Annotated in this window: 19 protein-coding genes; 15 read left to right on the top strand and 4 right to left on the bottom strand. The window is 68.4% G+C overall.

Annotation, left to right across the window (positions count from 1 at the left end; genetic code table 11):
• Positions 1-41: 41 nt before the first annotated feature.
• Positions 42-1,085, top strand: a complete 1,044-nt coding sequence (locus tag MLE43_RS06310; RefSeq protein WP_243302627.1) for a hypothetical protein — start codon at positions 42-44, stop codon at positions 1,083-1,085.
• Positions 1,022-3,685, top strand: coding sequence for a tetratricopeptide repeat protein (locus MLE43_RS06315; RefSeq protein ID WP_243302629.1), 2,664 nt, complete (start codon positions 1,022-1,024; stop codon positions 3,683-3,685). The genes MLE43_RS06310 and MLE43_RS06315 overlap by 64 nt, the downstream gene beginning before the upstream one ends.
• A gap of 79 nt (positions 3,686-3,764) precedes the next feature.
• Here the strand turns inward: MLE43_RS06315 and MLE43_RS06320 are convergent, their stop codons facing one another.
• A complete protein-coding gene (locus MLE43_RS06320; RefSeq protein ID WP_243302631.1) occupies positions 3,765-4,373 on the bottom strand; it encodes a hypothetical protein in 609 nt (202 codons plus the stop codon).
• 55 nt (positions 4,374-4,428) lie between these two features.
• Between MLE43_RS06320 and MLE43_RS06325 the strand changes: the two genes are divergently transcribed.
• The 7 genes from MLE43_RS06325 to ligA all read left to right on the top strand — a co-directional run bounded on the left by MLE43_RS06325 (position 4,429) and on the right by ligA (position 12,329).
• The gene (locus MLE43_RS06325; protein ID WP_243302632.1) at positions 4,429-4,725 is read left to right on the top strand and encodes a glutaredoxin family protein; all 297 of its coding nucleotides are present in this window, start codon (positions 4,429-4,431) and stop codon (positions 4,723-4,725) included.
• 213 nt (positions 4,726-4,938) lie between these two features.
• A complete protein-coding gene (gene mreB / locus MLE43_RS06330; RefSeq protein WP_338029074.1) occupies positions 4,939-5,982 on the top strand; it encodes a rod shape-determining protein in 1,044 nt (347 codons plus the stop codon).
• 6 nt (positions 5,983-5,988) lie between these two features.
• Positions 5,989-6,876, top strand: a complete 888-nt coding sequence (gene mreC, locus MLE43_RS06335) for a rod shape-determining protein MreC (protein ID WP_275976088.1) — start codon at positions 5,989-5,991, stop codon at positions 6,874-6,876.
• A complete protein-coding gene (locus MLE43_RS06345; protein ID WP_243302633.1) occupies positions 6,873-7,361 on the top strand; it encodes a hypothetical protein in 489 nt (162 codons plus the stop codon). The genes mreC and MLE43_RS06345 overlap by 4 nt, the downstream gene beginning before the upstream one ends.
• On the top strand, positions 7,361-9,247 hold the full coding sequence (gene mrdA / locus MLE43_RS06350) for a penicillin-binding protein 2 (RefSeq protein WP_243302634.1): 1,887 nt from the start codon (positions 7,361-7,363) through the stop codon (positions 9,245-9,247). The genes MLE43_RS06345 and mrdA overlap by 1 nt, the downstream gene beginning before the upstream one ends.
• Complete coding sequence (gene rodA / locus MLE43_RS06355; RefSeq protein WP_243302635.1) at positions 9,244-10,329, top strand: rod shape-determining protein RodA; 1,086 nt, start codon at positions 9,244-9,246, stop codon at positions 10,327-10,329. The genes mrdA and rodA overlap by 4 nt, the downstream gene beginning before the upstream one ends.
• Positions 10,329-12,329, top strand: a complete 2,001-nt coding sequence (ligA, locus tag MLE43_RS06360) for an NAD-dependent DNA ligase LigA (RefSeq protein ID WP_243302636.1) — start codon at positions 10,329-10,331, stop codon at positions 12,327-12,329. The genes rodA and ligA overlap by 1 nt, the downstream gene beginning before the upstream one ends.
• Before the next feature lie 12 nt (positions 12,330-12,341).
• Here ligA and MLE43_RS06365 read toward each other — a convergent pair whose 3' ends face one another.
• Positions 12,342-12,767: a hypothetical protein gene (locus MLE43_RS06365; protein WP_243302637.1), complete on the bottom strand. Its 426-nt coding sequence runs from the start codon at positions 12,765-12,767 to the stop codon at positions 12,342-12,344.
• Positions 12,768-12,809: 42 nt separating this feature from the next.
• On the opposite strand from MLE43_RS06365, the gene MLE43_RS06370 reads away from it, so the two are divergent.
• A complete protein-coding gene (locus MLE43_RS06370; RefSeq protein WP_243302638.1) occupies positions 12,810-13,964 on the top strand; it encodes a trans-sulfuration enzyme family protein in 1,155 nt (384 codons plus the stop codon).
• Here MLE43_RS06370 and MLE43_RS06375 read toward each other — a convergent pair.
• Positions 13,961-14,485: a class IV adenylate cyclase gene (locus tag MLE43_RS06375; protein ID WP_243302640.1), complete on the bottom strand. Its 525-nt coding sequence runs from the start codon at positions 14,483-14,485 to the stop codon at positions 13,961-13,963. The genes MLE43_RS06370 and MLE43_RS06375 overlap by 4 nt on opposite strands.
• Before the next feature lie 50 nt (positions 14,486-14,535).
• Between MLE43_RS06375 and MLE43_RS06380 the strand changes: the two genes are divergently transcribed.
• From MLE43_RS06380 to MLE43_RS06390, 3 genes are all read left to right on the top strand, one after another.
• Entirely contained in the window at positions 14,536-15,840 is a 1,305-nt protein-coding gene (locus MLE43_RS06380; RefSeq protein WP_243302641.1) for a hypothetical protein, read from the top strand.
• 111 nt (positions 15,841-15,951) lie between these two features.
• A complete protein-coding gene (locus MLE43_RS06385) occupies positions 15,952-17,241 on the top strand; it encodes a response regulator (protein WP_243302643.1) in 1,290 nt (429 codons plus the stop codon).
• 42 nt (positions 17,242-17,283) lie between these two features.
• Positions 17,284-17,928 carry a hypothetical protein gene (locus MLE43_RS06390; protein WP_243302644.1) on the top strand — a complete coding sequence of 215 codons (645 nt, stop codon included), beginning with the start codon at positions 17,284-17,286 and terminating at the stop codon, positions 17,926-17,928.
• 18 nt (positions 17,929-17,946) lie between these two features.
• Here the strand turns inward: MLE43_RS06390 and MLE43_RS06395 are convergent, their stop codons facing one another.
• Complete coding sequence (locus tag MLE43_RS06395; protein WP_243302646.1) at positions 17,947-18,852, bottom strand: YoaK family protein; 906 nt, start codon at positions 18,850-18,852, stop codon at positions 17,947-17,949.
• Positions 18,853-18,978: 126 nt separating this feature from the next.
• Here MLE43_RS06395 and MLE43_RS06400 point away from each other — a divergent pair, with 126 nt between their 5' ends.
• Together MLE43_RS06400 and MLE43_RS06405 are read left to right on the top strand one after the other, a co-directional pair.
• Entirely contained in the window at positions 18,979-19,986 is a 1,008-nt protein-coding gene (locus tag MLE43_RS06400; RefSeq protein WP_243302648.1) for an asparaginase, read from the top strand.
• A gap of 512 nt (positions 19,987-20,498) precedes the next feature.
• Entirely contained in the window at positions 20,499-21,221 is a 723-nt protein-coding gene (locus MLE43_RS06405) for a hypothetical protein (RefSeq protein ID WP_243302649.1), read from the top strand.
• Positions 21,222-21,258: the final 37 nt, after the last annotated feature.

The raw sequence follows: 21,258 nt of genomic DNA on the forward strand, positions 1-21,258 counted from the left end.
CCCTTTCTTAGCAGGTGATGGGTCCCAGCCAGAGCTTGACCGTGCTTATGCTCGCGATATTGCTCGGTGTTGTGGGGGGCTGCTCGAAAAAACCCCTCCCGCCACCGAACGGATGGAAGGTTGCCCAGTTTCCCGTCTGGGACGACCTGCGTCACGCGGACACCTACCTTGAAGATCGTTCCCTCTGTTGGGCTGTCTCAATGCGCAACGGCACCTTGGAGGTTCGTGACTACAGTGACCACTTACGCGGCGAGGAATCTGCATCCTGGGAGAAGTCGGGAATCGATCCTGCTGCAAAGGCGATGGCACTCAATTTTGGGAAATACTTGGTCGAGGTCCCACCTCAGCACGCCCTGAGCCAGCTTGTGCGTGTGAGTGACGGTTGGCTTGTGGGCTTCAATGCTGGCGAGTGGTCGGGTGGACTCTGCTGGGTGAGCAGCGATGGCAGCAAGGGGAAGTTCTTAATGACCGACTCGCATTTGAGTCCACCTCCTCCACCTCCCCCACCCCCTTGGGCGAAACTTCAAAAGGTCGATAAAGAGGCAGAGGGATGGCGTAGAACTGACCCGAACCTCCCCGGTTGGATTCCTAGAAAACAGTTCCGGGTGGGTGTCAGTTCTTCAGAAAATGTTCGCATCCTCCTGAAGCACCAAGATGACTACTTGGCATTTGAGGGACTCGCGCACATGAGCCTGGATATGGGCAAGGTGGTGAAAATCTCAAGGGATTCTCATGGAGAGTGGTTTGCCAGTGATCTGATCAGGCTTGGAAGCGAGCCCAAAGCTGTCTCGAATGACGGTCCCGATGCCTGGATCGTCATCACCAACAAAACCCTGACCCGATTTGATGCCTCGGGGAAGGTGACGGTTCAGTTAACGCTTCCCGATGCTCTATCTCATGGTCCTGTCGCTGCGGTGGTCCCGGAATTTGCTGGAAGCTGGTTGGTGTTGACGACTTCAAACCTCTACCGAGTCTCGGAGCATGGAACATCCCGCCTGCTGATGTCGGGGACCCGACCCGGTTGCGGGAAAACCTCAAGGAATACGTCAAGACGACCTACCGGGCTGAAGCCCTCGGAGAGCTGACCATCTCGGACACCCTGGAGCTGGGAAGCCCCTTCCAGCTCAGGCTGGAAGCCAAGCAGGCCGCCAATGCCTACACCTCGGCGAAGGATGCCCGGGTTGCCATGAACCCGTGGTCGCTGATGACCGCCTTGAATCAGTATCTCAAGCCTGGCGAGCAGGATCCCCGAGACTCGCACGCGGAGGAGGGGGCCAAGGCCGACCCAAGGTCGCGGCGTACGCAGCTGCAGCTGCCCCATCCCTGGTCGGGCGAGCTGAACTGGATCCTCCACGCACCCGATGGTTACGCGATTGAGGTCCTGCCGGAGCCCCGCACCTGGACCTTCGGGCCCGCGGCGCTGCGCGCGATCTGGCGGAGGGGGAAGAACGGGACCGTGGAGGTGAACTTCCGTTTCGAATGTGACCAATTGCGCTGGACCCCCCGTGAAGTGGACGAGGCCCGCGCCGCGCTGAAGACCTTTGGAGAGGAGTCCATCCCCGTCCTCGTCTTCCAGAACCTGGGTGAGGCCCACTTGGAGGCGGGAAGGCTCAAGGAGGCCATGGCGGAGTTCCGGAAACTTTCCACGCGGCAGCCCCAAGCGCCCGCTCCGCTCGTCCGTCTGGCGCAGGCTCAGCTATCGGCCGGACTCGCGGAGGCGTCCAGGATGACCCTCCTTAAAGCCATCTCCCTGGATCCGAATGCGGAGCACCCGCACCGGCAGCTCGGATGGACCCTGCAGCACGACGCCATGGGCCGGAGGTTCAAGGGGGACTGGGACCGGGCCGGGGGCGCCGCCGAACTGCGGAAGTCCATGGAGTTGGCCCCAGACCTCCGGATGGCCCGGCTGGACCTCGCCATCCTCCTCGGTCACGACGAGCACGGGGATTGGTGGGCTTCCCGGGATATGGACACCGTGATCCAGCTCTATCGAGATCAGCTCGTTCGCGGGAAGGATGAGCGAGCTCAGGAACACCTCACCATCGCCTTGGCCCGCAAGGGGAAGCTCCCCGAAGCCCGGGTTTCCGCCCAGCTTCTTGAGACCGTGGTCGACCGGAATGGCTGGACCATCACCCTGGATGCCTGCTTGAAGGGGCCGGACTTCGCCCTCCAGGAAGCGAAACGGTCCATCCAGGATCCCGAAGCCCGCCGGAAGGCCCTGCAGGAGGCTTCGGACCTGCTGATGTCCCTCCGGCGCTACCCTGAGGCTGGCGTCGTGTCCCGCGAATGCATTGTCGGAACAGAGGCGGCCAAGTATCAGGCCCGCGCTGGCCTGGCTCCGAGGATGAAGCTGTACGAGAGCCTGCCGGTCGACCTGAAAACACCTGTGGGTGCTGTGCTGGCGCTGGCCCGAGCCACCGCCGAGCAGGGCTTCGACCCGGACAAGGCCCTGGCCCTCCTCAGTCCCGCCCAGCGCCCGGACACCCGGGACGAGGCGACGCTCCTGAAGGTCATGGCTGGATTCCATTACTTCCGAACTAACTCAAGGAATTGGCGGCTGCAGAAGCTCGACGAGATCCACTCGGCCGTCGAGTTCGGCATTGAGGGCACCGAACGGACGGGCTATCGCATCAAGGTTCCAAGGCCGAACCCCATTCCCGGGACCGTGTTCGTGAGCAGCCAGGACGGCACCTGCCGTGTGGTCGGCTGGGGCGTCCAGCCCGCGAGGCTCGGGAAGGAGGCACTCTGGGAGGCTGAGCGCGGCAACCTCGAGGCCGCCAGGGCCTGGCTGGACCGCGCCATGGATCTGGTGATCCTGCCCACCGTCCAGGATCCCCTGAGCGGGCACCCTGTGGGTCATGTCTGGACCAGGGGCAGCGCAGGCGACCTGGGGAAGATCCGGCTTGCCGCAGCCCTCCTGATCCTGGATGAAGAAGAGCATGGGCCCGCCCGGAAGATCGCAGAGGAAGCCCTCGGAAAGACCTCCGACCCGGCCCTGCGGGGCGCCCTGCTGAGGGTTCTCCCGCTTCGCCGAATCGCGGATCGGAACGCTGCCGACCACTACACATCCGAGTTGCTGAACCTCTTCCCCGACAAGCCGAGGGCGGGGCTCTTCCGGACGATGATCCTGAAGGAGGACAAGCGCTTCGATGAAGCCCTGACGGTCATCCGCGCCGCCCGGAAGCTCCATTCCACTGACGAGTCGCTGTTCCTGGATGAAGCGAACACCCTCTCCCGAATGGGCCGTCTGGGGGAAGCCCGGGATCTCCTCCTGCAGGCGGTTCGCGAAGGGAAGGACTCGGCTCCCGTTCTGAACAACCTGGCCTGGTACGAGTTCTGTCTGGGGCAAGTGACCGAGCAGACTGCAGGCTGGGCTGACCGGGCGGTGCAGCTTGGCAAGAACAAGACCCACTACCACACATTGGCTTGCATCCAGGCCGGACTCGGCCGCTACGCCCTGGCCCGGGAGGCGCTCCTGGAATCCATTCCGGAGGAGGGGGCGATCGGTCCCGCGACCTGGTTCGCCTTGGGCCTCATCGCACAGTCCATGGATGAGCTGGATTCCGCCCGGATCTACTTCGGCCGTGTGGACACCCCCGAGAACGAGGAGGATCCGGCCAATCCGCTGACCTGCAAGGCCATGGCCCGGAAGCACCTCGCGGCGCTGGGGAAGGGACGCTCCTGACCGGAGGCTTCCGTCTCGAGGCCTCCCGGATAGAGGAAGGGCCCCCTTGGGGGCCCTTCCTTGAAGGTCGAGTCGAGGACTACTCGGCGCCGGCGGGACGGTAGTCGTCGGCGAGGGTCACGGGGACCTTCTGCTTGACCTCGTTCTGGATCTGGTCGCTGAGAGTCTGCATCTGCTGCTGCTTCCAGAGTTCCGGCAGCTGGGCCTTGACGGTCTCGAAGGGGGGCACGCCCTGGGCGCGGCCCTGGGCCTGGAGAGCGGCCACGCGCTCCTTGTAGAAGGCCTGGAGCTGCTCGTCGGTGGGGGTCATTCCCGCCATGCGCTTCTTCATGAGGGCCTGGAAGTAGATGTTGGCCTGCTGCTGCTCCAGCTGGCGCCGCACCGAGGGCTCTTTGTCGAGGCCGGTCTGGGCCGCGTAGGTCGTGATGGCCCTGGACATGGCGATCCGCTGGGCCAGCTGGGCGCGGTCGTTCCGGGCACTGGCATCCGTGAGGAAGGCCTGGGCCTCCTTGGGATCCGGGGAGAGGCTCTTCACGATGTCCTGGAACTCGGCCTCGGTGAGCTTGCTGCCCCCGATGTTGGCAATGACGCGGCTGGCGTCCGGCGTGCTCTTGCCGCAGCCCAGGGCGAAGACAAGGGTGAGGGCCGACCCGGCGAGGAGGGCGGCAGGATGGATCGGCTTGGACATGGAATCTCCCCGAAGAGCATCAAAGGATCCAGAATGACAGGTCCGGGAGGATCCCATGAGCCGAATTGAGGGACTGGAGGGCCTGGATCTGGCGGTCTACGGCGCCACCTGGTGCCCGGATTGCCGGCGGCTGGAAGCCTGGCTGACGGGGCATGGCGTGACCTACCGGAAGGTGGACATCGAGGTCGAGCCCGGGGCGGCGGAGAAGCTGGAGGCCGAGACCGGGAAGCGGGCCATACCGTATGTGCTGGTGAACGGGGGGCGCTGGGTCCGGGGCTACCACAAGGAGCTGCCCCAGCGGCTGGACGGGGATCTGTTGGTGGAGGAGTTGGCGGCGGCCGGGAAGGCGTAGGCGCGGGGCGCATCCGAGCCTGATTCCCTCCCTGTGGGGCCCCGCTCCGCAGGCTGCCCCGCAGCCTGCTCCGCGACCCACATGGTCGGGAGGTGGAGGAGCTGGTGGTGGCCGGGAAATAAGGCCGCCACGGGGCCACGGACCCCCGGGCCCACCTCGGCTGGCCGAGGGGGGCGGTTCGTGGCACCCTAAGAGGTTCCAGGGGAGCAGCCAGTGGCCAGCATTTTTTCCAGTCAGTTCTGGTCCAATATCTTCAATTCGGACCTCGCCATCGACCTCGGTACGGCTTCGACCCTGATCCATACCAAGCAGGCGGGCCGCATCGTCATCTATGAACCCTCCATCGTGGCGGTGAACACCGTCACCCACGAGGTCGAGGCGGTGGGCGACGAAGCCAAGCAGCTGCTGGGTCGCGCCCCCCAGGGCGTCCGGACCATCCGCCCCATGAAGGACGGCATGATCTACGAGGTGGATGCCGCCGAGAAGATGCTGGCCCAGTTCATCTCCAAGGCCCGCCCGAACCGCGGCATCGCCCGCACCCGCATCGTGGTGAGCGTCCCCCCCCGGGCGCATCAGGTGGCCCGCCGGGCGGTGAAGCAGGTCTGCTATGACGCCAAGGCCGGTGAGGTCTTCCTGGTGGACCAGACCATGGTCGCCGCCATCGGAGCTGGGCTGGCCATCAACGAGAAGCGCGGCTGCATGATCGTCGACATCGGCGGCGGCACCACCGACGTGGCCGTCATCAGCTACAACGGCAAGGTGTTCTCGGATTCCATCCTCATCGCCGGCGACGAGATGGATGAGGCCGTCATCAAGTACATCCGCGAAAAGTACAACGTGCTCATCTCCGAGGCCTCGGCCGAGGAGGTGAAGTGGACGCTGGGCTCCGCGTTCCCCTCCGAGCTGACCCGCACCATGGAAGTCAGCGGCCGCGACCAGTTCGAGGGCCTGCCCAAGACCCTCACCCTCAACGATGCGGAGATCCGCGAGGCGCTGGCCGAGCCCATCAACGCCATCATCGACCTGGTCCGCAAGGCGCTGAACGAGACCCCGCCCCAGCTGGCGGCGGACCTCATCGACCGGGGCATCTGCCTCACCGGCGGCGGCTCGCTCATCCAGGGCCTCGACGAGCGGCTGCGCAAGGAGACCCACCTGCCGGTCTTCCGCGCCGAGGATCCCCAGACCGCCGTGGTGCGGGGCACCGCGCTCCTTCTGGAGAATATCCCGCTCCTGCGCCGCATCCAGATCCTGGACTAGCGGGCCATGCCCATCCGCGCCGCCAAGTGGGGATGGAGCCGCGCGAGGGGGCAGCGCTTCCTCATCGTCGTCCTCTGGTTGGGCCATGGGATCTGGGTCCTGCTCGGACCCGCGCCCGGCCGCCACTGGACGCGAGTGGCCGATGCGGTCTCGCGCCCTTCCCAGAGCCTGGCCTCCCGCTGGGCCCAGTGGCGGGTCAACCGGCGGGAAGCGGCTCGCAGCTTCACGGAGACCCGCGCGGAGAACGCCCGGCTGGTCGCCGAGCTCGCCCAGGTCCGGACCCAGGCGGCCCAGGAGGCACCCCGGTTGGCGGAAGCGGACGAGGCCGTGCGGCTCCTGGGCCTGAAGCGGCAGATCCCCCTGGACCTGAAGGCCGCCCGGGTGCTCTTCAGCACGCGGCCCGCCGCGTTCGGCGGGCTCATCCTCGACCGGGGCCAGGACCTCGGGCTGGTGCCCGACCAGGGCGTGCTGGTGCCCGAGGGCATCGTGGGCCGGCTCTGGTCCGTGGGGCCCACCCAGGCCAAGGTGCTGCCCGTGGACGCCCCCAATGCCTCCGTGGCCGTGATGCTCATGCGCAGCCGGGCGACAGGGGTGCTCCAGGGCCTGGGCTCCGGGCGGGCCCTGATCCGCTACATCAGCAACCAGGAAGTGGTGCAGGTGGGTGAGGCCGTGCTGACCTCGGGCCTGGACCGCGTATTCCCCCGGGGTCTCCTGGTGGGCTATGTGGCCGAGGTGACCAAGGGGGATCTGGAGCTGAGGGTGCAGGTCAACCTGTCCGCGCCCCTCGACCGGCTGTCCACGGTGCTGCTGCTGCCGTCCCAGCCGCCCCTGGAGGTGCAGCCGCCCTTCGTGGCGCCGGAGCAGAAACCGCAGCGCAAGCGGGGTACGCCATGAGGATCTCGCCACCGTCCCTGCTCCGGCAGAACCTGCTGTGCGCCGCGGCCCTGGGCCTGGTGTTCCTCAGCGCGCCCTTCCCGCGCCTCCAGGCCGTGGTGCACATCCTGCTGGTGCTGGCCCTGGCGCCCCGGGCCGGCTCCCCCCTCACGGGCGTCCTCTGGGCCGCGGCCGCGGGCTGGGCCCTGGAAGGCTCCTTGCGGCTCTATCCCCACATGGGCGGCACGGCCTGGGCGGACATGACCCTGGCCCTGGTGGCGGGCGGGCTCGCCGGCCGCTGGCCCCTGGAGGGCGTGAAGGGCTGGCTGGCCCGGCTGGCGGGGCTGCTGGTGGCGCACACCCTGCTGGTCCACCTGGCCGTGCGTCTCGCCTCGGGTCCGCACGCCTGGGGCTCCGGCTGGTTCTGGGCCCTGCTCAGCCTGCCCCTCTGGGGCTGGGCCATCTGGCGCGCGATGTACACCGGGCCCTCCCCTCGGCTGGGCTGATGGATCCCCGGCAGCGCCCCCTCCTCCACCGCCGCCTCGGGGTGTTCAAGGCTCTGGCCTGGAGCCTGGTGACGGTGCTGATCCTGATCTATGCCTGGCTCCAGTTGGTGCGGCATGGCGAGTTCCAGCAGCTGGCCATGCAGCAGGCGGTCAAGGTGCGGCCCATCGCCGCCCCCCGGGGGCTGGTGCTGGACCGCAACGGCCATCGCCTGGTGGACAATCGCCGGGCCCTCCACCTCGTCATCCAGCGGGAGGACCTGCCCACCCGGCCCGAGGTGATCGAGTCGCTGGCCCTGGCCCTGGAACTGGAGCCCGCCGCCCTCGCCCGGAAGATCCAGAGCTACCGCTTCGCCGGCAAGGGGCGCCCCCTGGTGCTGAAGGAGAACCTGGACGACGCGGGCATCGCCCTGGCGGAGCGGGTCCGGGCCCGCTTCCCCTTCCTCAGCGTGGATGTGGCCCCCCGGCGGGTCTACCTCGGCGACGAGCTGGCGGGCCATGTGCTGGGCTATGTGGGGGAAGTGGACGAAGAGCTGATGAAGGCCAAGCCGGGCGTCTTCCGATTGGGAGAGACCATCGGCAAGGAAGGGTTCGAGGCGAGCGGCAACGACAAGCTCAAGGGGGTGGACGGCCAGAGGCGCATCCTGGTGGACCAGCTGGGCACCGAGGTCGCCCACTTCGGCCAGACCGATGCGGCCCCGGGCCGCAGCCTCTACCTCACCCTGGACGCGGGCCTCCAGAAGGTGATGCAGGACGCCTACGGCGAGGAAGCCGGTGCGGCCGTGGTGCTGGACCTGCGCGACGGGGGCATCCTGGCCATGTACTCCAGCCCCTCGTACGACCCGAACCTGTTCCTCAACCGCCTCAGCCAGGAGATGGTGGACCGCTACCTGAACAACCCGACCCGGCCGATGCTGAACCGGGCCATCCAGGGCATCTACGCGCCGGGCTCCACCTTCAAGCTGCTGGTGGCGCTGGCCGGCCTGGAGAAGGGCGTGATCACGCCCCAGACCGTCATCTACTGCGCGGGGAAGAAGAACTTCTACGGCCGCGATTTCCGCTGCGACAAGCCCTCGGGCCACGGCGGCCTGAACCTGGTGCAGGCCATCGCCCAGAGCTGCGACGTCTACTTCTACGAAGTGGCCTCGCGCCTGGATATCGATGATATCTATGCCACGGCCGAAAAGTACGGGTTCACGGACCGCACGGGGGTGGACCTGCCCCAGGAGAAGCGGACCCGCATCCCCAGCCGCGCCTGGAAACGCAAGGCCGCCCCCCGGGATCCGAAGTGGTATGCCGGCGAAACCATCAGCGTGGGGATCGGCCAGGGGGCCGTGGGCGTCACGCCCATCGGCCTGGCGCGGTTCTACGCGACGCTGGCCACGCGGGGGAAGGCGCTGACGCCCCATCTCTTCTACGGCTTCCGCAACGATCAGAGCAACGAACTGGAACCAGCGCCACCGCCGGCGCCCCGGGACACGCCCCTGGACCCCCGGATCTGGGCGGTCCTGGATGAGGGGCTCTACGAGGTGGTCCAGAGCGGAACGGCCGCGGCCAACCCCTTCATCCGGGAGATCGCGCGGGAAGCCCCCTTCGTCGGCAAGACCGGCACGGCCCAGGTGGCCACCTTCGTGGACAAGAGCCACTACGCCCGCCAGGCCAAGCACCTGAAGGACCACGCCCTCTTCGCGGGCTACGCGCCCCGCGACAAGCCGCAGATCGCCTTCGCCGTGGTGGTGGAGAATGCGGGCTTCGGCTCCACCGCCGCCGCGCCCATCGCGGCCAAGCTCGTGAAGTACTGGTTCGTGGACCGCGTGAAGAATCCCCTGCCGCCGCCCCGCGGCCGCATGGTGGATCCCTTCGCCCCTCCGGTGGAGGCGGCGGAATGAAGGATCGCGTCCGGGCCCTGGATTCGCGGCTGCTGTGGGTCATCCTGGCCCTGGTGGTCCTGGGCACCCTGACCCTCTACTCCGCCGGGCGGAATACGCCCCAGGCCACCATCTGGCTCAAGCAGAGCGTCTGGAACCTCATGGGCCTGACGCTGATGCTGCTGCTGGCGGCCACGGATCCGCGCCGCATCTTCCGCTACAGCTTCCCCGCCTACCTGCTGGGCCTGGTGGCGCTGGCGGCCGTGCTGGTGGTGGGCAAGAAGATCGGCGGGGCCACGCGCTGGTTCGTCCTCGCCGGCCAGACCTTCCAGCCTTCGGAGCTCATGAAGTGGGTGACCCTGCTGTATGTGTCCCACCGCCTCGGCTCGCGGCCCGCGGACAGCATCGGCCGCCTCGAGTTGCTGGGCGCCTTGGGCCTGGTGGCCTTCCCCATGCTGCTGATCCAGCGCCAGCCGGATCTCGGCATGGCCCTGAGCTTCCTGCCCATCCTGCTGGTCATCCCCCTGATGAAGGGGCTGCGGGCCCGTTGGGTGATCGCGCTGCTCCTGCTGGTCACCGTGGGGGGGCTCGGCGCCTGGAAATTCGCGCTCAAGCCCTATCAGAAGCAGCGGGTGTTGATCTTCCTGGATCCCTCCGCCGACCTCCAGGGCAAGGGCTACCAGGTCAACCAGAGCCGCATCGCCATCGGCGCGGGCGGCCTCGTCGGCCGGGGCTTCACCAGCGGTTCCCAGACCCAGCTGAACTTCCTGCCCGTGAAGACCACGGACTTCGCCTTCAGCGTGTGGGCGGAGGAGCGGGGCTTCCTGGGGGTGCTCCTGGTCCTGGGGCTCTTCGGCCTTCTGCTGAGCCGGATCCTCGATGCCGCCAAGGCCGCCCACACGAACGTCGAGGCCTACTTCTGCGCCGGGGCCGCGGGCATCTTTGCCCTGCATCTGATGGTGAACGTGGGCATGGTGGCCGGCGCCCTGCCCAACAAGGGCATGGTGCTGCCCTTCTTCAGCGCCGGGGGCAGCAGCACGCTGAGCTTCTTCCTCGCGCTGGGCCTCATCATGGGCATCCTGTACCGGTCGAGGGTGAAGTGATGGATCTGCGAGCCCGCATGAAGCAGCTGGCCGACCAGGTGCGGAGGCACCGGCACCGGTACTACGTGCTGGACCAGCCCGTGGTCTCCGACGCCGAATACGACGCCCTGGAGCGCGAGCTGCGCGAGCTGGAGGCCGCCCACCCGGAGCTGGCGGATCCCAACAGCCCCACCCTGCGCGTGGGGGCCCCGCCCATCGACGCCTTCGAGAAACGGCGCCACGCCACGCCCATGCTCAGCCTCGACAACGCCTATTCCGAGGGCGACCTGCGCGAATGGGAGGCCAAGTGGCGCAAGCTCGCCCCGGAGGCCGGGCCCTGCTACGCCGCCGAGCTGAAGGTGGACGGTCTGTCGCTGTCGTTGCGCTACGAGGACCGCAAGCTGGTGGAGGCCCTCACCCGTGGCGACGGCGAGACCGGCGAGCTGGTGACGGAGAACGCCCGGACCATCGCGGACATCCCCATGCGGCTCCCCGCGGACGCTCCGGCCGCCCTCACGGTGCGCGGGGAGGTGTTCCTCTCCCGCAAGCGCTGGGAAGAGCTGAACCGGCAGCGGGACGGCCGGGGCGAAGCGCGCTTCGCCAATCCCCGCAACGCCGCCAGCGGCACCATGAAGCTGCTGGACAGCCGGGAGGTGGCCGCCCGCGGCCTCTCCTTCCTCCCCTGGCAGGCGCTCTGGGGCGAGGGCCGCGAGGAGGACCACGCCCGCTCCATGGCCCACCTGGGCGAGTGGGGCTTCGGAGTCATGCCCGGCCACGCCACCGGTGACCTGGAGGCCATGCTGGCCTTCATCTCGACGCAGGCGGAGGCCCGTCTGCAGCTGCCCTTCGACACGGACGGCGTGGTGATCAAGGTGCTCGACGCCGCCCTCCAGCAGCGGCTGGGCGCCACGGACCGGGTGCCGCGCTGGGCCATCGCCTTCAAGTACCCGGCCACCCAGGTGACCACGACGGTGCTGGGCATCACCTGGCAGGTGGGGCGCACGGGCAAGCTCACACCGGTGGCCGAGCTGGAGGCGGTGGAGGTGGCGGGCTCCACGGTCCGCCGCGCCACGCTGCACAACGCCGACGAGCTGGCCCGGCTGGGGCTTCGGGTGGGCCATCGCGTGTTCATCGAGAAGGGCGGCGAAGTCATCCCCAAGGTGGTGGCCCTGGTCCCCGGCGAGGCGGACCGGGATCTCCCGCAGTCCCCCATCCCGGCCAGGTGTCCCGTATGCGGAGGCGAGGTGGGCAAGGTGGATGACGCGGAAGTGGCCATCCGCTGCCTGAACCCCGAATGCCCCGCCAAGCTGGAGGCCCGCCTGCTCCATTTCGGAGGCCGGGCGGCCCTGGATATCGAGGGGATGGGCGAAGCGCTCGTGGAACAGCTCGTGGCCTCCGGCCGCTTCGAGCAGCCCTGGGAGGTCTTCACCCTGCTGGAAGATGCCCGCGGAGGCCTGGCCTACCTGTCGGGTCTGGAGCGCATGGCCGAGAAGTCGGCCCAGAACCTTCTGGACGCGCTGGCCGCCGCCCGCACGAAGCCGCTGTCGCGCTGGCTCCATGCCCTGGGCGTTCCCATGGTGGGCGCCCGCACGGCGGAGCTGCTGGCGGAGGCCTACCCGTCCCTGGATGCCCTGTGGGGGGCCGACGAAGGACGCCTCCAGGCGGTGGAGGAGGTGGGACCCAAGGTCGCCGCCGCCCTCCGGGCCTTCGCGGCGCTGCATCCGGAGCTGCCGGCCCGGCTGGCTGCGCTGGGGGTGCATCCCACGCCGCCGGAACCTCGCGACCGGGGCGGCCTGCCCCTCTCCGGCCAGGTCGCGGTGGTCACCGGCACCCTGCCCTCGCTCTCCCGGGAGGAGGCCGAAGGCCTGCTCAAGCAGCTGGGCGCGAAAGTCACCGGCAGTGTGAGCGCGAAGACCACTCTGCTCGTGGCCGGGGAGAAGGCCGGCTCCAAGCTCGCCAAGGCCGAGGCCCTGGGCATCCCCGTGCGGGACGAGGCCTGGCTCCGGGCGCACGGCGGCTGAGGCCGGGGCGGGTCAGCGCTCCTGGATCTCCACGATCCGCCAGTCCCCCTCGGTCTTCCGCCAGCGGAGCCCGAAGGAGCGGCGGGACGCATCCTGGGGCAGGAGGCCGCTGCTGCGGCCCGTGAGGAGCAGGTCCACCTCCTGGAAGGCCTCGCGGTCCCGCACGGTGACCTCGCTGCGGACCACGGTCACGCCCACCTTCTCCTGCCTCAGGAGGCCCAGGAGGAAGAGGCGCGCGGCGGCCTTGTCCATCCCCTCGGGGCCCCGGAAGGCGGGATCCAGCGGCGCGGCGGCGGCCGCGGCATCCCCGGCCTCCACGGCGGCCACGCAGGCGCCGAAGGCCTTCCGCACCTGGTCCTCCGGGTTGTCGGATCGGCAAGCCAACCCGGTCGCCAGCAGGGCCAGAACCATAGATGCCGAAGCGATGCTTTTCCTCATGGCCGCTCCCCCTCACACTGGTGGATCACGAAGGATGGTCCCATGAACCTCGAAGGCCGTTTCGACACCCGTTGCATCCATGCCGGCCAGTCGCCGGACCCCACCAGCGGCGCCATCATGACGCCGGTCTTCTTCACCAGCACCTATGTGCAGGAAGGGCTGGGGCAGAACAAGGGCTTCGACTACGCCCGCGTGCGCAACCCCACCCGTGACGCCCTGGAGGCCAACCTGGCGGCGCTGGAGGGCGGCGCCCACGGCATGGCCTTCGGCTCGGGCATGGCGGCCATCCAGGCCATCTTCGAGCAGCTCTCCAGCGGCGACCATGTGGTGCTGGGGGACAACGTGTACGGCGGCACCTTCCGCCTGCTGGACAAGGTGATGACCCGCTTCGGCCTCACCTACACCCAGGTGGACACGGGCGACCTGGCGGCCTTCAAGGCGGCGCTGCGGCCGAACACGAAGCTCGTGATGCTGGAGACGCCCACCAACCCGATGCTCGGCCTCACGGACATCGCCGGCGTGCGCCAGGTCATGACCCTGATGGGCTCGAAGGCCGTGCTGGCCGTGGACAACACCTTCGCCACGCCCTACAACCAGCGGCCCCTGGAATTGGGGGCCGACCTGGTCTTTCACTCCACCACCAAGTACCTGAACGGCCACAGCGACTCCATCGGCGGCATCGCCATCACTAACCGCGAGGACATCGCCGAGGGCCTGCGCTTCCACCAGAAAGCCGCCGGCGGCATCCTGTCGCCCATGGAGTCCTGGCTCATCCTGCGGGGCACCAAGACCCTGCACCTCCGCATGGAGCGCCACAACCAGAGCGCCCTTCAGATCGCCCGCTGGCTGGAGGGGCGCAAGGACCTGAAGGCCGTCTACTATCCCGGCCTGGAGTCCCATCCCCAGCATGCCCTGGCGAAGCAGCAGATGAAGGGCTTCTCGGGCATCGTGAGCTTCGATACGGGCGACGCCGAGCGCACCCGGCGCATGGCCTCCTCGTTCAAGGTGTTCTCCCTGGCCGAGAGCCTGGGCGGCGTGGAGAGCCTGGTCTGCCACCCCGCCAGCATGACCCACGGCAGCGTGCCCGAGGCCGACCGCCAGCGCCTCGGCATCAACGACAACCTCCTGCGCCTCAGCGTGGGTGTGGAAGATGTCCAGGATCTGATCGAGGATTTGGAGCAGGTGCTGAAGGTCTAGCCGAGGCCGTTCGCCTGGTACAGTTCGGGGTAGCTGCGGGGCTCGGCGCGGTCGGGGGCGAGGCCCAGGCCCTCCATGGCGGCGCGGATGGCCTGGGGTTCACCCTCCAGCTCCAGGTAGCAGCCGAAGGGCGTCTCGTCGAGGCAGGCCTCCAGCTCCTCCCGCTCCCACACGGCCCGCACCTTCTCCATGCGCAGGACCGGGGCGTAGCCCAGGGCGCGGAGGATGGCCTCCAGGGCTTCGCCATCCTCGATGCCGGTTTCGTGTTCGGGCCGGATCTTCAGCATGGCGTCGGGGACCTTGGGGCCCTTCCAGGTCAGGCGGAAGGCCCCGGCGAAGCGCCGCGTCCGCAGCGCCGAGCCTGCGGCCCGCAAGTCGCCGTCCCGGTCCCAGAGCAGGCTCAGCTCCGGCTGGGCGGGGATGGTCTCCCGGAAGCCCAGGGCCTCCAGCAGGGGCCGGTAGGGTCCTGTGGCGGGGATGCGCAGCTTCAGTTCGGTTTCCACGGCGGGTTTGTGCCTCATCGCGGTGCGTCTCCAATCAGTCATGATGGTTCTGTTTCTGCGGCCGCCACGTGATCCCCCAACGGTACATCATCGCCACCCTCTTCATTGCCGCCATGCTGCTGCTCTTCGCGGTGGTGCAGGCGCCGCGTCCCGTGAGCGCCGGCGGGGTCTCGGCGGTGGAGGTCCCGGCGGTCATGAACCTCGGGAGCTACGAATCCCTGGCCGAGCTGCGCCTGGACGACGGCTGGGCCCCCCGGTTCCAGGGGACCTTGGACCCTGACCAGTCCGAGCCCTGGCCCTTCGAAGGGGGCTTCGGCACGCCGTGGGAGCCCGCTTCGCCCTACCTGGGCGACCAGGGCTTGGCCTTGAACGGTCCCCAGGGACGCAGCGAGGTCGTTCTGTGGCGGGGGCTGGAGTGGCGCCGCTACCGCTTCGACGCCCCTCTCTGCTCGGCGCGGCTCGACCCGGTGAAGGGCAGCCGCCTGCTGGTGACCCTGCAGATGGGGGACGGCCGGTTCGAAACCCGGCTGCTGGAGGTGCCCGAGGGCCGCGTGATCTGGTCCACGGAATCCGGCCCGTGGAGCCGCTTCAGCTGGGACGGGAAGGCCGTGCTGCTGGGGTTCTTCGAGAAGGCGGAACCCCATGGGGAAGCTCACCTGCTGGTCAGCACCCTGCCCCTGGAGGCGGACCCGGGCGAGGCCACCCTCGCCGCCTGGGACGAACCGGGCCTTCCGGCGCCGCCCCGCGGCCTGGCCACCAAGCCCGAGGCCCTGTCGGACGATGGCCGGGACCTGCCGGGCGCCCGCCTCGAGCTGCCCTGGCACGCCGGGGACCAGCTCTGGTTCCCCCGGGCGGATCACCTCTGGCACGGCGGGAGCCAGGGCTGGACGGCCTGGGCCCTGCAGGGCGGCCGCTGGCGGCGGGCCGCCGCGGGGCCCGGACTGCTGACGGCCCATCCCCCTGAGCGCATGGCACTGGTGTCCCCGCTCCCCGAGGAGGGCATGGCCCGGCGCACCAGCCCGCTGACGGCCGTCGAGTGGACTCCGGTGCCCGACGAGACCCTGCCCTGGCCCGCCTGGGACGCGGCCTGGGCCTGGCGGGGAAACGGGGCCTTCGATGCCTGGGACCAGCGCTGGAACGAAAGCACCCTCCCGCCGGAACGCCAGCGCCAGGCCCTGCTCGAGGTCTACCGGCCGGAGTGGCGCACGGCCACGAACCTGCGGGCCTCCGTGAAGGGCTGGCTGCCGGGGGGGCCCGAGGTCGCCCTGCGGGAGCCCCTGGGCGCCGCGTGGATCTGGGTGGGCGACCGCGTGCTGCTGGTGCGGTTGGTGGAGGCGGAACGGGTGCGCCTCCTGAGGAAACTGCTGCACTAGAGGCCAGATTGAATCTGGGTCGGGATCCATTCACTTGCGTTGGAAGTGCGCATTTCTGGTAGCGTTGTGCCCAGCCACTCTTTCTTCCTCCCGGCCTCCCGAGGTACCCAGATGCCGCGCCTCCTCCTCGTGGACGACAATCCCAGCATCCACCGCATCGCCGAATCCCTGTTGGCTCCCACGGATGTGGAACTGGTCTGTGTCGATTCCGCCGCGGAGGCCCTGGACCGCTTCACGCGGGGAGAGCGCTTCGACGTGGCCCTGATCGACACCACCATGCCGGGCATGGATGGCTGGACGCTGCTGGCCCGCCTGAGGGACATGGCGGCGACGGCCAACCTCCCCATCGCCCTGATGGCCGGGGTGCTGGACCCCGTGGACCCCAACCGGCTGGCCAAGGCGCCGATCCAGGGTTTCCTGAAGAAGCCCATCGAGCTGCGCGAGCTGGGCGACCGGGTGAGGGCCCTGCTGGCCACGCCGGTCACGCTTGCCGCCGAACCTGGTCCGGCCGCCGCGAGTCCCGCGCAGACCGCCGAGTTCACCCTGCCTGAGATCCTGTCGGACTTCCCGTCCGCTGGAGGAGGCGGGTCCCTGCCCCCGCTGGAACCGGCACCCGCTCCCGAGGTCGTGGCCCCGGAGCCCGAGGAGGACCTGCTGATCCTCACGGCCGAGGATCTCTGGCCCGAGGAAAGCGCGGCGGAGCCGGTTTCCGCCCTTGCCGCCCAGCCCGCGGTGCCGGAGGTGCACCTCGAACTGGAGGAGCTGGACCTGGACGGCATCCACGATTTGACCTCCACCTCGCTGTCCACCGAGCCGGTGGCCCTGTCGCCGTTCGCCGAGCCTCCGTCGGCCCCATCCGAACCGCCTCCGGTGGAGGCGATGGCCCCTCCTGCCGAGCCTCTGGCCGAGGAGAGCCTTTCCTTCACGGGCCTGGAATCCTTCGATGAGTTGGAAGGTGGTCTCGAGCTGCCGCCCCTGCCCGAACCTCCCGCCGCAATCGAGGCGCCCTCCGCGCTCGCCGAGGTGGGCGGCGTGGCCGCCCTCGCCGGCCTGGCCGCTGCCGCCCTCCCGGTTCTGGAGACGTCCCACACCACTCCTGTGGCCCCGGCCGAGGCCCTCGCCGCCCTTCCGGCTCCCGAGCCCGCGCACGAACCCACCGGAGGGCCGTGGACTGCGCCGGCAGCGGCACCCCAGGCCGAACCGGCTCCTGCCGCTCCTGGGCACGCGGATGCCGCACCGGGTCAGGCCGCCCTCACCCCGGACCAGGTTCAGGCGCTCCTGGCGGACCCGGCTCTGATGGATGCCCTGGTGAAGGCCGTGGTGGCGCGTATGGGCGATCAGGTGGTCCGGGAGATTGCCTGGGAAGTCATGCCCGAAGTGGCCGGAAGATTGCAAAGGTAGGCCCATGACCCGCCCTGCCTTCCCGCCCTCCAGGCGCTTCCCATGATCACCGGCTACAACACGGACGTCCGCCACGGCAACCGCGTCTACCACGTGCAGACGGAGGACAAGGGCCTGTCGAATCCCAGGATCGAGACCCTCATTTACGTGGGCGGCGAAATTCTCGACAGCTACCGGTCGTCCTATGAGGATCTGACGGCCGCTCCGCCCATTTCCGATGGCGCCATCCAGGGCCGCATGGACGAGCAGCACCGGGCGGTGATCCGGGACATCAAGAACGGCAAGTACGATCAGACGCCGCCTGACCTGCTGGAGCAGCAGGCCTTCAACGATCGGCCTCTGGACCAAGCCATCCTCGAGTTCCTCCAGCTGGAGGGCGATGTCGACACCCTGGAGCTGGTGGTGGACCAGCCCATGAAGCCGGCCTTCGGGGCACCCTTCCTGGTGCAGGTGCGGGCGCGCCTCTGCCAGAGCCAGAGCCCCGTGGCCGATGCGGAAGTCACCGTGAAGCTCGTGTCCAGCCTGAAGAAGGCGAGCAACCTCCTGACCGGACGCACCGCGGCCGATGGTCGCTTCGCCGGAGAGGTCCACCTGCCGCCCAGCCAGCCGGGCCAGTGCGCCGTGGTGGTCAGCTGCAACAGCGAGCAGGGGTTCGATGAGGTGAAAGCGGTGGTCGTCGCGGTCTAGGCGGCCCTTGGTCCGCCCTCAGGTGGCGGGGTGGTCGGGATCCCACTGGCGGCGCAGGCGGTGCAGCAGCAGGCGCACTTCCAGCAGCAGGGGACGCGTGGCCAGGAAGCAGAGGAAGCCCGCCAGCGGCACGGTGACCTTGAAGCCGATGTGCCGGAAGCCAAGAGCGCCCGTCACGCCGCCGGCCAGGAAGGCGATGAGGATCAGCAGCAGGAGGGTCAGCTTCTGGCGGTTGGCCACGATGCGTTCCCGGCCATGCCGATGGTGGACGTTCACGTAGGTGAGGCGGCTCAGCTCGATGCCGATGTCCGTGACCGTGCCCGTGAGGTGCGTGGTGCGCACGGCCGCCCCGGAGATGATGGAGGTGACCGTGTTGTGCATGCCCATGATGAAGCAGAGCAGCATGACGGTGGTGGGCAGGGTGAAGCTGATCTCCTGCTGGAGGCGGTTCCCCATGAAGCCGAAGACCATCATCAGGACGGCTTCCAGGACCAGGGTCAGCGCATAGCGGCTGCGCATGCGCCGGCGCTGGCCGAGGCTGATCAGGGTGGTGCAGACGAAGGCTCCGGCGAGGAAGCTCAACATCATGGAGAGGGCCGCGAGTGCGGTGGTGAGGTCGCCGTCGGCCAGTTCATCCGCCATGGAGGAGACCACGCCGGTCACGTGCGAGGTGTAGTGGCTGACCGCCAGGAAACCGCCGGCGTTGACCGCTCCGGCCACGAAGGCCATGGCCCAGGCCAGCTGGCGGTTCAGGCTTTCGGACCTCAGGGCCCCTTCGCGGACCAGGAGTTTCTCCTGGATGGGCAGGGTGGCCAGGGCCGTTTCGACCGCCGCCTGCAACTGATGGCCAGACAGGCGTTTCCTCAGCAGCCGCTGGAGGTAGCGGCCAGCGATCAGCTGGAAATAACGGGGAATGCGGCGCATGGGATGGCGAAGTGCCTGTTTCAGTTAACCATCCGGGAGCCCCGCAGGCCAACCGCAGGGCAGGCTCCAGGGCCCCGGCGGGCGCCTCGATGGAGAAGTCCGCCCCGTTTCGATTAGGGTGGAACCATGCGGACGATCCTCCTCCTCCACACCGGCGGTACTCTGGGCATGATGCCCAGTGGTGATCCGGCTGCCTTGGCCCCGGGGCGGTTCCTGGACCACCTGCTGGAGCAGGTCCCCGAGCTGGGCCAGATGGCGAAGCTGTCCGTGGAGGTCCCCTTCAACCAGGATTCCTCCTGTCTGGAGCCGGAGCACATCCTCGCGCTGGCCACCCGCGTGCGGGCCGAGGCGCAGGCGGTCGATGGGTTCGTGATCATCCATGGCACGGACACGATGGCCTTCACGGCCTCCTGCCTGGGGTTCCTCCTGGCGGATCTGGGCAAGCCCGTGGTGCTCACGGGCAGTCAGCGGCCCCTGGCCTTCGTGCGCAGCGATGCCCGCAGCAACCTCGTCAATGCGGTGGACCTGGCCTGCCGGGGCATCCCCGAGGTGGGGATCTGCTTCGGCACCCACTGGATCCGCGGCGTGGCGGCGGACAAGCTGAGCGTCCACCAGTTCGAGGCCTTCCAGAGCCCCAACCTGCCCCCGCTAGCCGAGATCGGGGCGGAGGTGCGGCTCCACCCCGAGGTGGGGCAGTTCGTCCGACAGGTGCCTCCGGATCTGGGCGACCGCCTGGACCTGGCCATCCACACCCTGACGCCCCACCCCGGCATGGCCTGGTACCCGGCCCCGCACGGGGCCCGGGCCATCCTGATCCAGGCCTTCGGAGCCGGCAACCTGCCCATGGGCCGGGAAGACCTCCGCGCCACCCTGGAGGACGCCCGGGAGCGGCGGTTGCCCGTGGTGGTGATCTCGCAGTGCCCCTATGGGGGCGTGGACCTCTCGGCCTACGAAATGGGGCGGCGGATCGAGGAGATGGGCGCCATCTCCGGCGGCCTGCACACCCGCTGGGCGGCGCTGGCCAAGCTGGGCCTCGTGCTGGGCGCCGGCGGCGGGATCAACGAGGTGCGGGAGGCCTTCGGGGTAAGGTGGGCCGGAGAGCCCATGCCAGAAGGAGCGTGGGCTCAAGCCTGAACGCCGCATGATTCCCTCCCTGTGGGGCCCCGCTCCACAGGTCCCCCGCAGCCTGTTCCGCGACCCACATGGTCGGGAGGGCCGGAGAGCCCATGCCATAAGGAGCGTGGGCTCAAGCCTGAACGCCGCGTGATTCCCTCCCTGTGGGGCCCTGCTCCACAGGCTGCCCCATAGCCTGTTCCGCGACCCACATGGCCAGAGGCTGCGAGGCCCCCCGCGCCTCCGGGGGGCTGTTCGCCCCGGCGGCACCCTTGGGCACAGCCCTGGATAGTATTGGCCGGAAGTATTGTTTTTTACCAATGACGAGTTGCAGGTCTTGATTTGATTGCTGGTTGTCAATTCGAAAGGCCCTTAGTGTGCCCAATTCCGAAAAGGTTTAATTTTTTTTGATGGACCGGTGGAAAATCCCTTTGCTCCAGGTGCATACTCTCGGGATTCCCAATTACACCTCATGAGTCGATGGCTCATGAACAGCCCAGTAATTCCCACCCATTCCACAGGAGGAAGGTTCCATGAAACTACCTTTCAAGCAGGCATCCCTGGTGGCTCTGCTGGCCATGGGCGTGGCGCTTCCCGTAGGCGCCCAGGACATCCAGTACGGCGTGAAGTTCGGTGGCGGCGCCGTGGTCGGGGCCATTGGACCCCAGGCTTCGCGCGCGACGATGAACGCGGCGTTTTTCGCGGAGCGCCCCTTCGGCAAGACCAGCGAGATCTTCGCTGAGTTCAACTACCGGGTCTATCGCTCGGTGGATCACGAAGTGACCCAGTTCATCACGGGATACAACATCAATGGGACGACGGGCGCCATCATTCCCGCCACGTCCGTGGACATCCGGAAGGACAACCTGGATGGGTATTCCCTGAGCGTGGGCTATCGCCAGCAGATCTTCGACTCCGTCTTCTGGTGGCACGGGGGTCTCTCCCTGAACAACCTGACCTCCCAGCAGGAGGTTACGGGCCAGCTCGCTCCCGGCGTGGCCACCACGGCCGGCGTGAACAATACGAACCGGGAAGGCCTCAATTTCACGCCGGGCAAGAGCTCCCTCCGTCCCGGGTTGTTCCTCGGCGCGCAGGCCAAGCTCACCCCGAACTTCTTCACCGAAGTGAACCTCACCGGCGTGGGCTACCAGTGGGTCAACTACGTGCCCTACGCCTACACCGGCCAGCCCGCCCATGTGGAGACCACCAACAAGTTCAAGGTGTCGATCGACATCAACGTCGGATTCCGGTTCTAGTCCAGCGCCCCAACCCATTTTTCGAAATGATTCGGAG

Source organism: Geothrix oryzisoli (assembly GCF_022808865.1).
GTDB lineage: Bacteria > Acidobacteriota > Holophagae > Holophagales > Holophagaceae > Geothrix > Geothrix oryzisoli.

What these genes read in the sequence shown, in the direction of transcription:
- MLE43_RS06320 (WP_243302631.1), bottom strand. Translation starts at nt 4,373, where the DNA reads ATGTCCAAGCCGATCCATCCTGCCGCCCTCCTCGCCGGGTCGGCCCTC.
- MLE43_RS06325 (WP_243302632.1), top strand. Translation starts at nt 4,429, where the DNA reads ATGAGCCGAATTGAGGGACTGGAGGGCCTGGATCTGGCGGTCTACGGC.
- mreC (WP_275976088.1), top strand. Translation starts at nt 5,989, where the DNA reads ATGCCCATCCGCGCCGCCAAGTGGGGATGGAGCCGCGCGAGGGGGCAG.
- MLE43_RS06345 (WP_243302633.1), top strand. Translation starts at nt 6,873, where the DNA reads ATGAGGATCTCGCCACCGTCCCTGCTCCGGCAGAACCTGCTGTGCGCC.
- mrdA (WP_243302634.1), top strand. Translation starts at nt 7,361, where the DNA reads ATGGATCCCCGGCAGCGCCCCCTCCTCCACCGCCGCCTCGGGGTGTTC.
- rodA (WP_243302635.1), top strand. Translation starts at nt 9,244, where the DNA reads ATGAAGGATCGCGTCCGGGCCCTGGATTCGCGGCTGCTGTGGGTCATC.
- ligA (WP_243302636.1), top strand. Translation starts at nt 10,329, where the DNA reads ATGGATCTGCGAGCCCGCATGAAGCAGCTGGCCGACCAGGTGCGGAGG.
- MLE43_RS06365 (WP_243302637.1), bottom strand. Translation starts at nt 12,767, where the DNA reads ATGAGGAAAAGCATCGCTTCGGCATCTATGGTTCTGGCCCTGCTGGCG.
- MLE43_RS06370 (WP_243302638.1), top strand. Translation starts at nt 12,810, where the DNA reads ATGAACCTCGAAGGCCGTTTCGACACCCGTTGCATCCATGCCGGCCAG.
- MLE43_RS06375 (WP_243302640.1), bottom strand. Translation starts at nt 14,485, where the DNA reads ATGAGGCACAAACCCGCCGTGGAAACCGAACTGAAGCTGCGCATCCCC.
- MLE43_RS06385 (WP_243302643.1), top strand. Translation starts at nt 15,952, where the DNA reads ATGCCGCGCCTCCTCCTCGTGGACGACAATCCCAGCATCCACCGCATC.
- MLE43_RS06390 (WP_243302644.1), top strand. Translation starts at nt 17,284, where the DNA reads ATGATCACCGGCTACAACACGGACGTCCGCCACGGCAACCGCGTCTAC.
- MLE43_RS06395 (WP_243302646.1), bottom strand. Translation starts at nt 18,852, where the DNA reads ATGCGCCGCATTCCCCGTTATTTCCAGCTGATCGCTGGCCGCTACCTC.
- MLE43_RS06400 (WP_243302648.1), top strand. Translation starts at nt 18,979, where the DNA reads ATGCGGACGATCCTCCTCCTCCACACCGGCGGTACTCTGGGCATGATG.
- MLE43_RS06405 (WP_243302649.1), top strand. Translation starts at nt 20,499, where the DNA reads ATGAAACTACCTTTCAAGCAGGCATCCCTGGTGGCTCTGCTGGCCATG.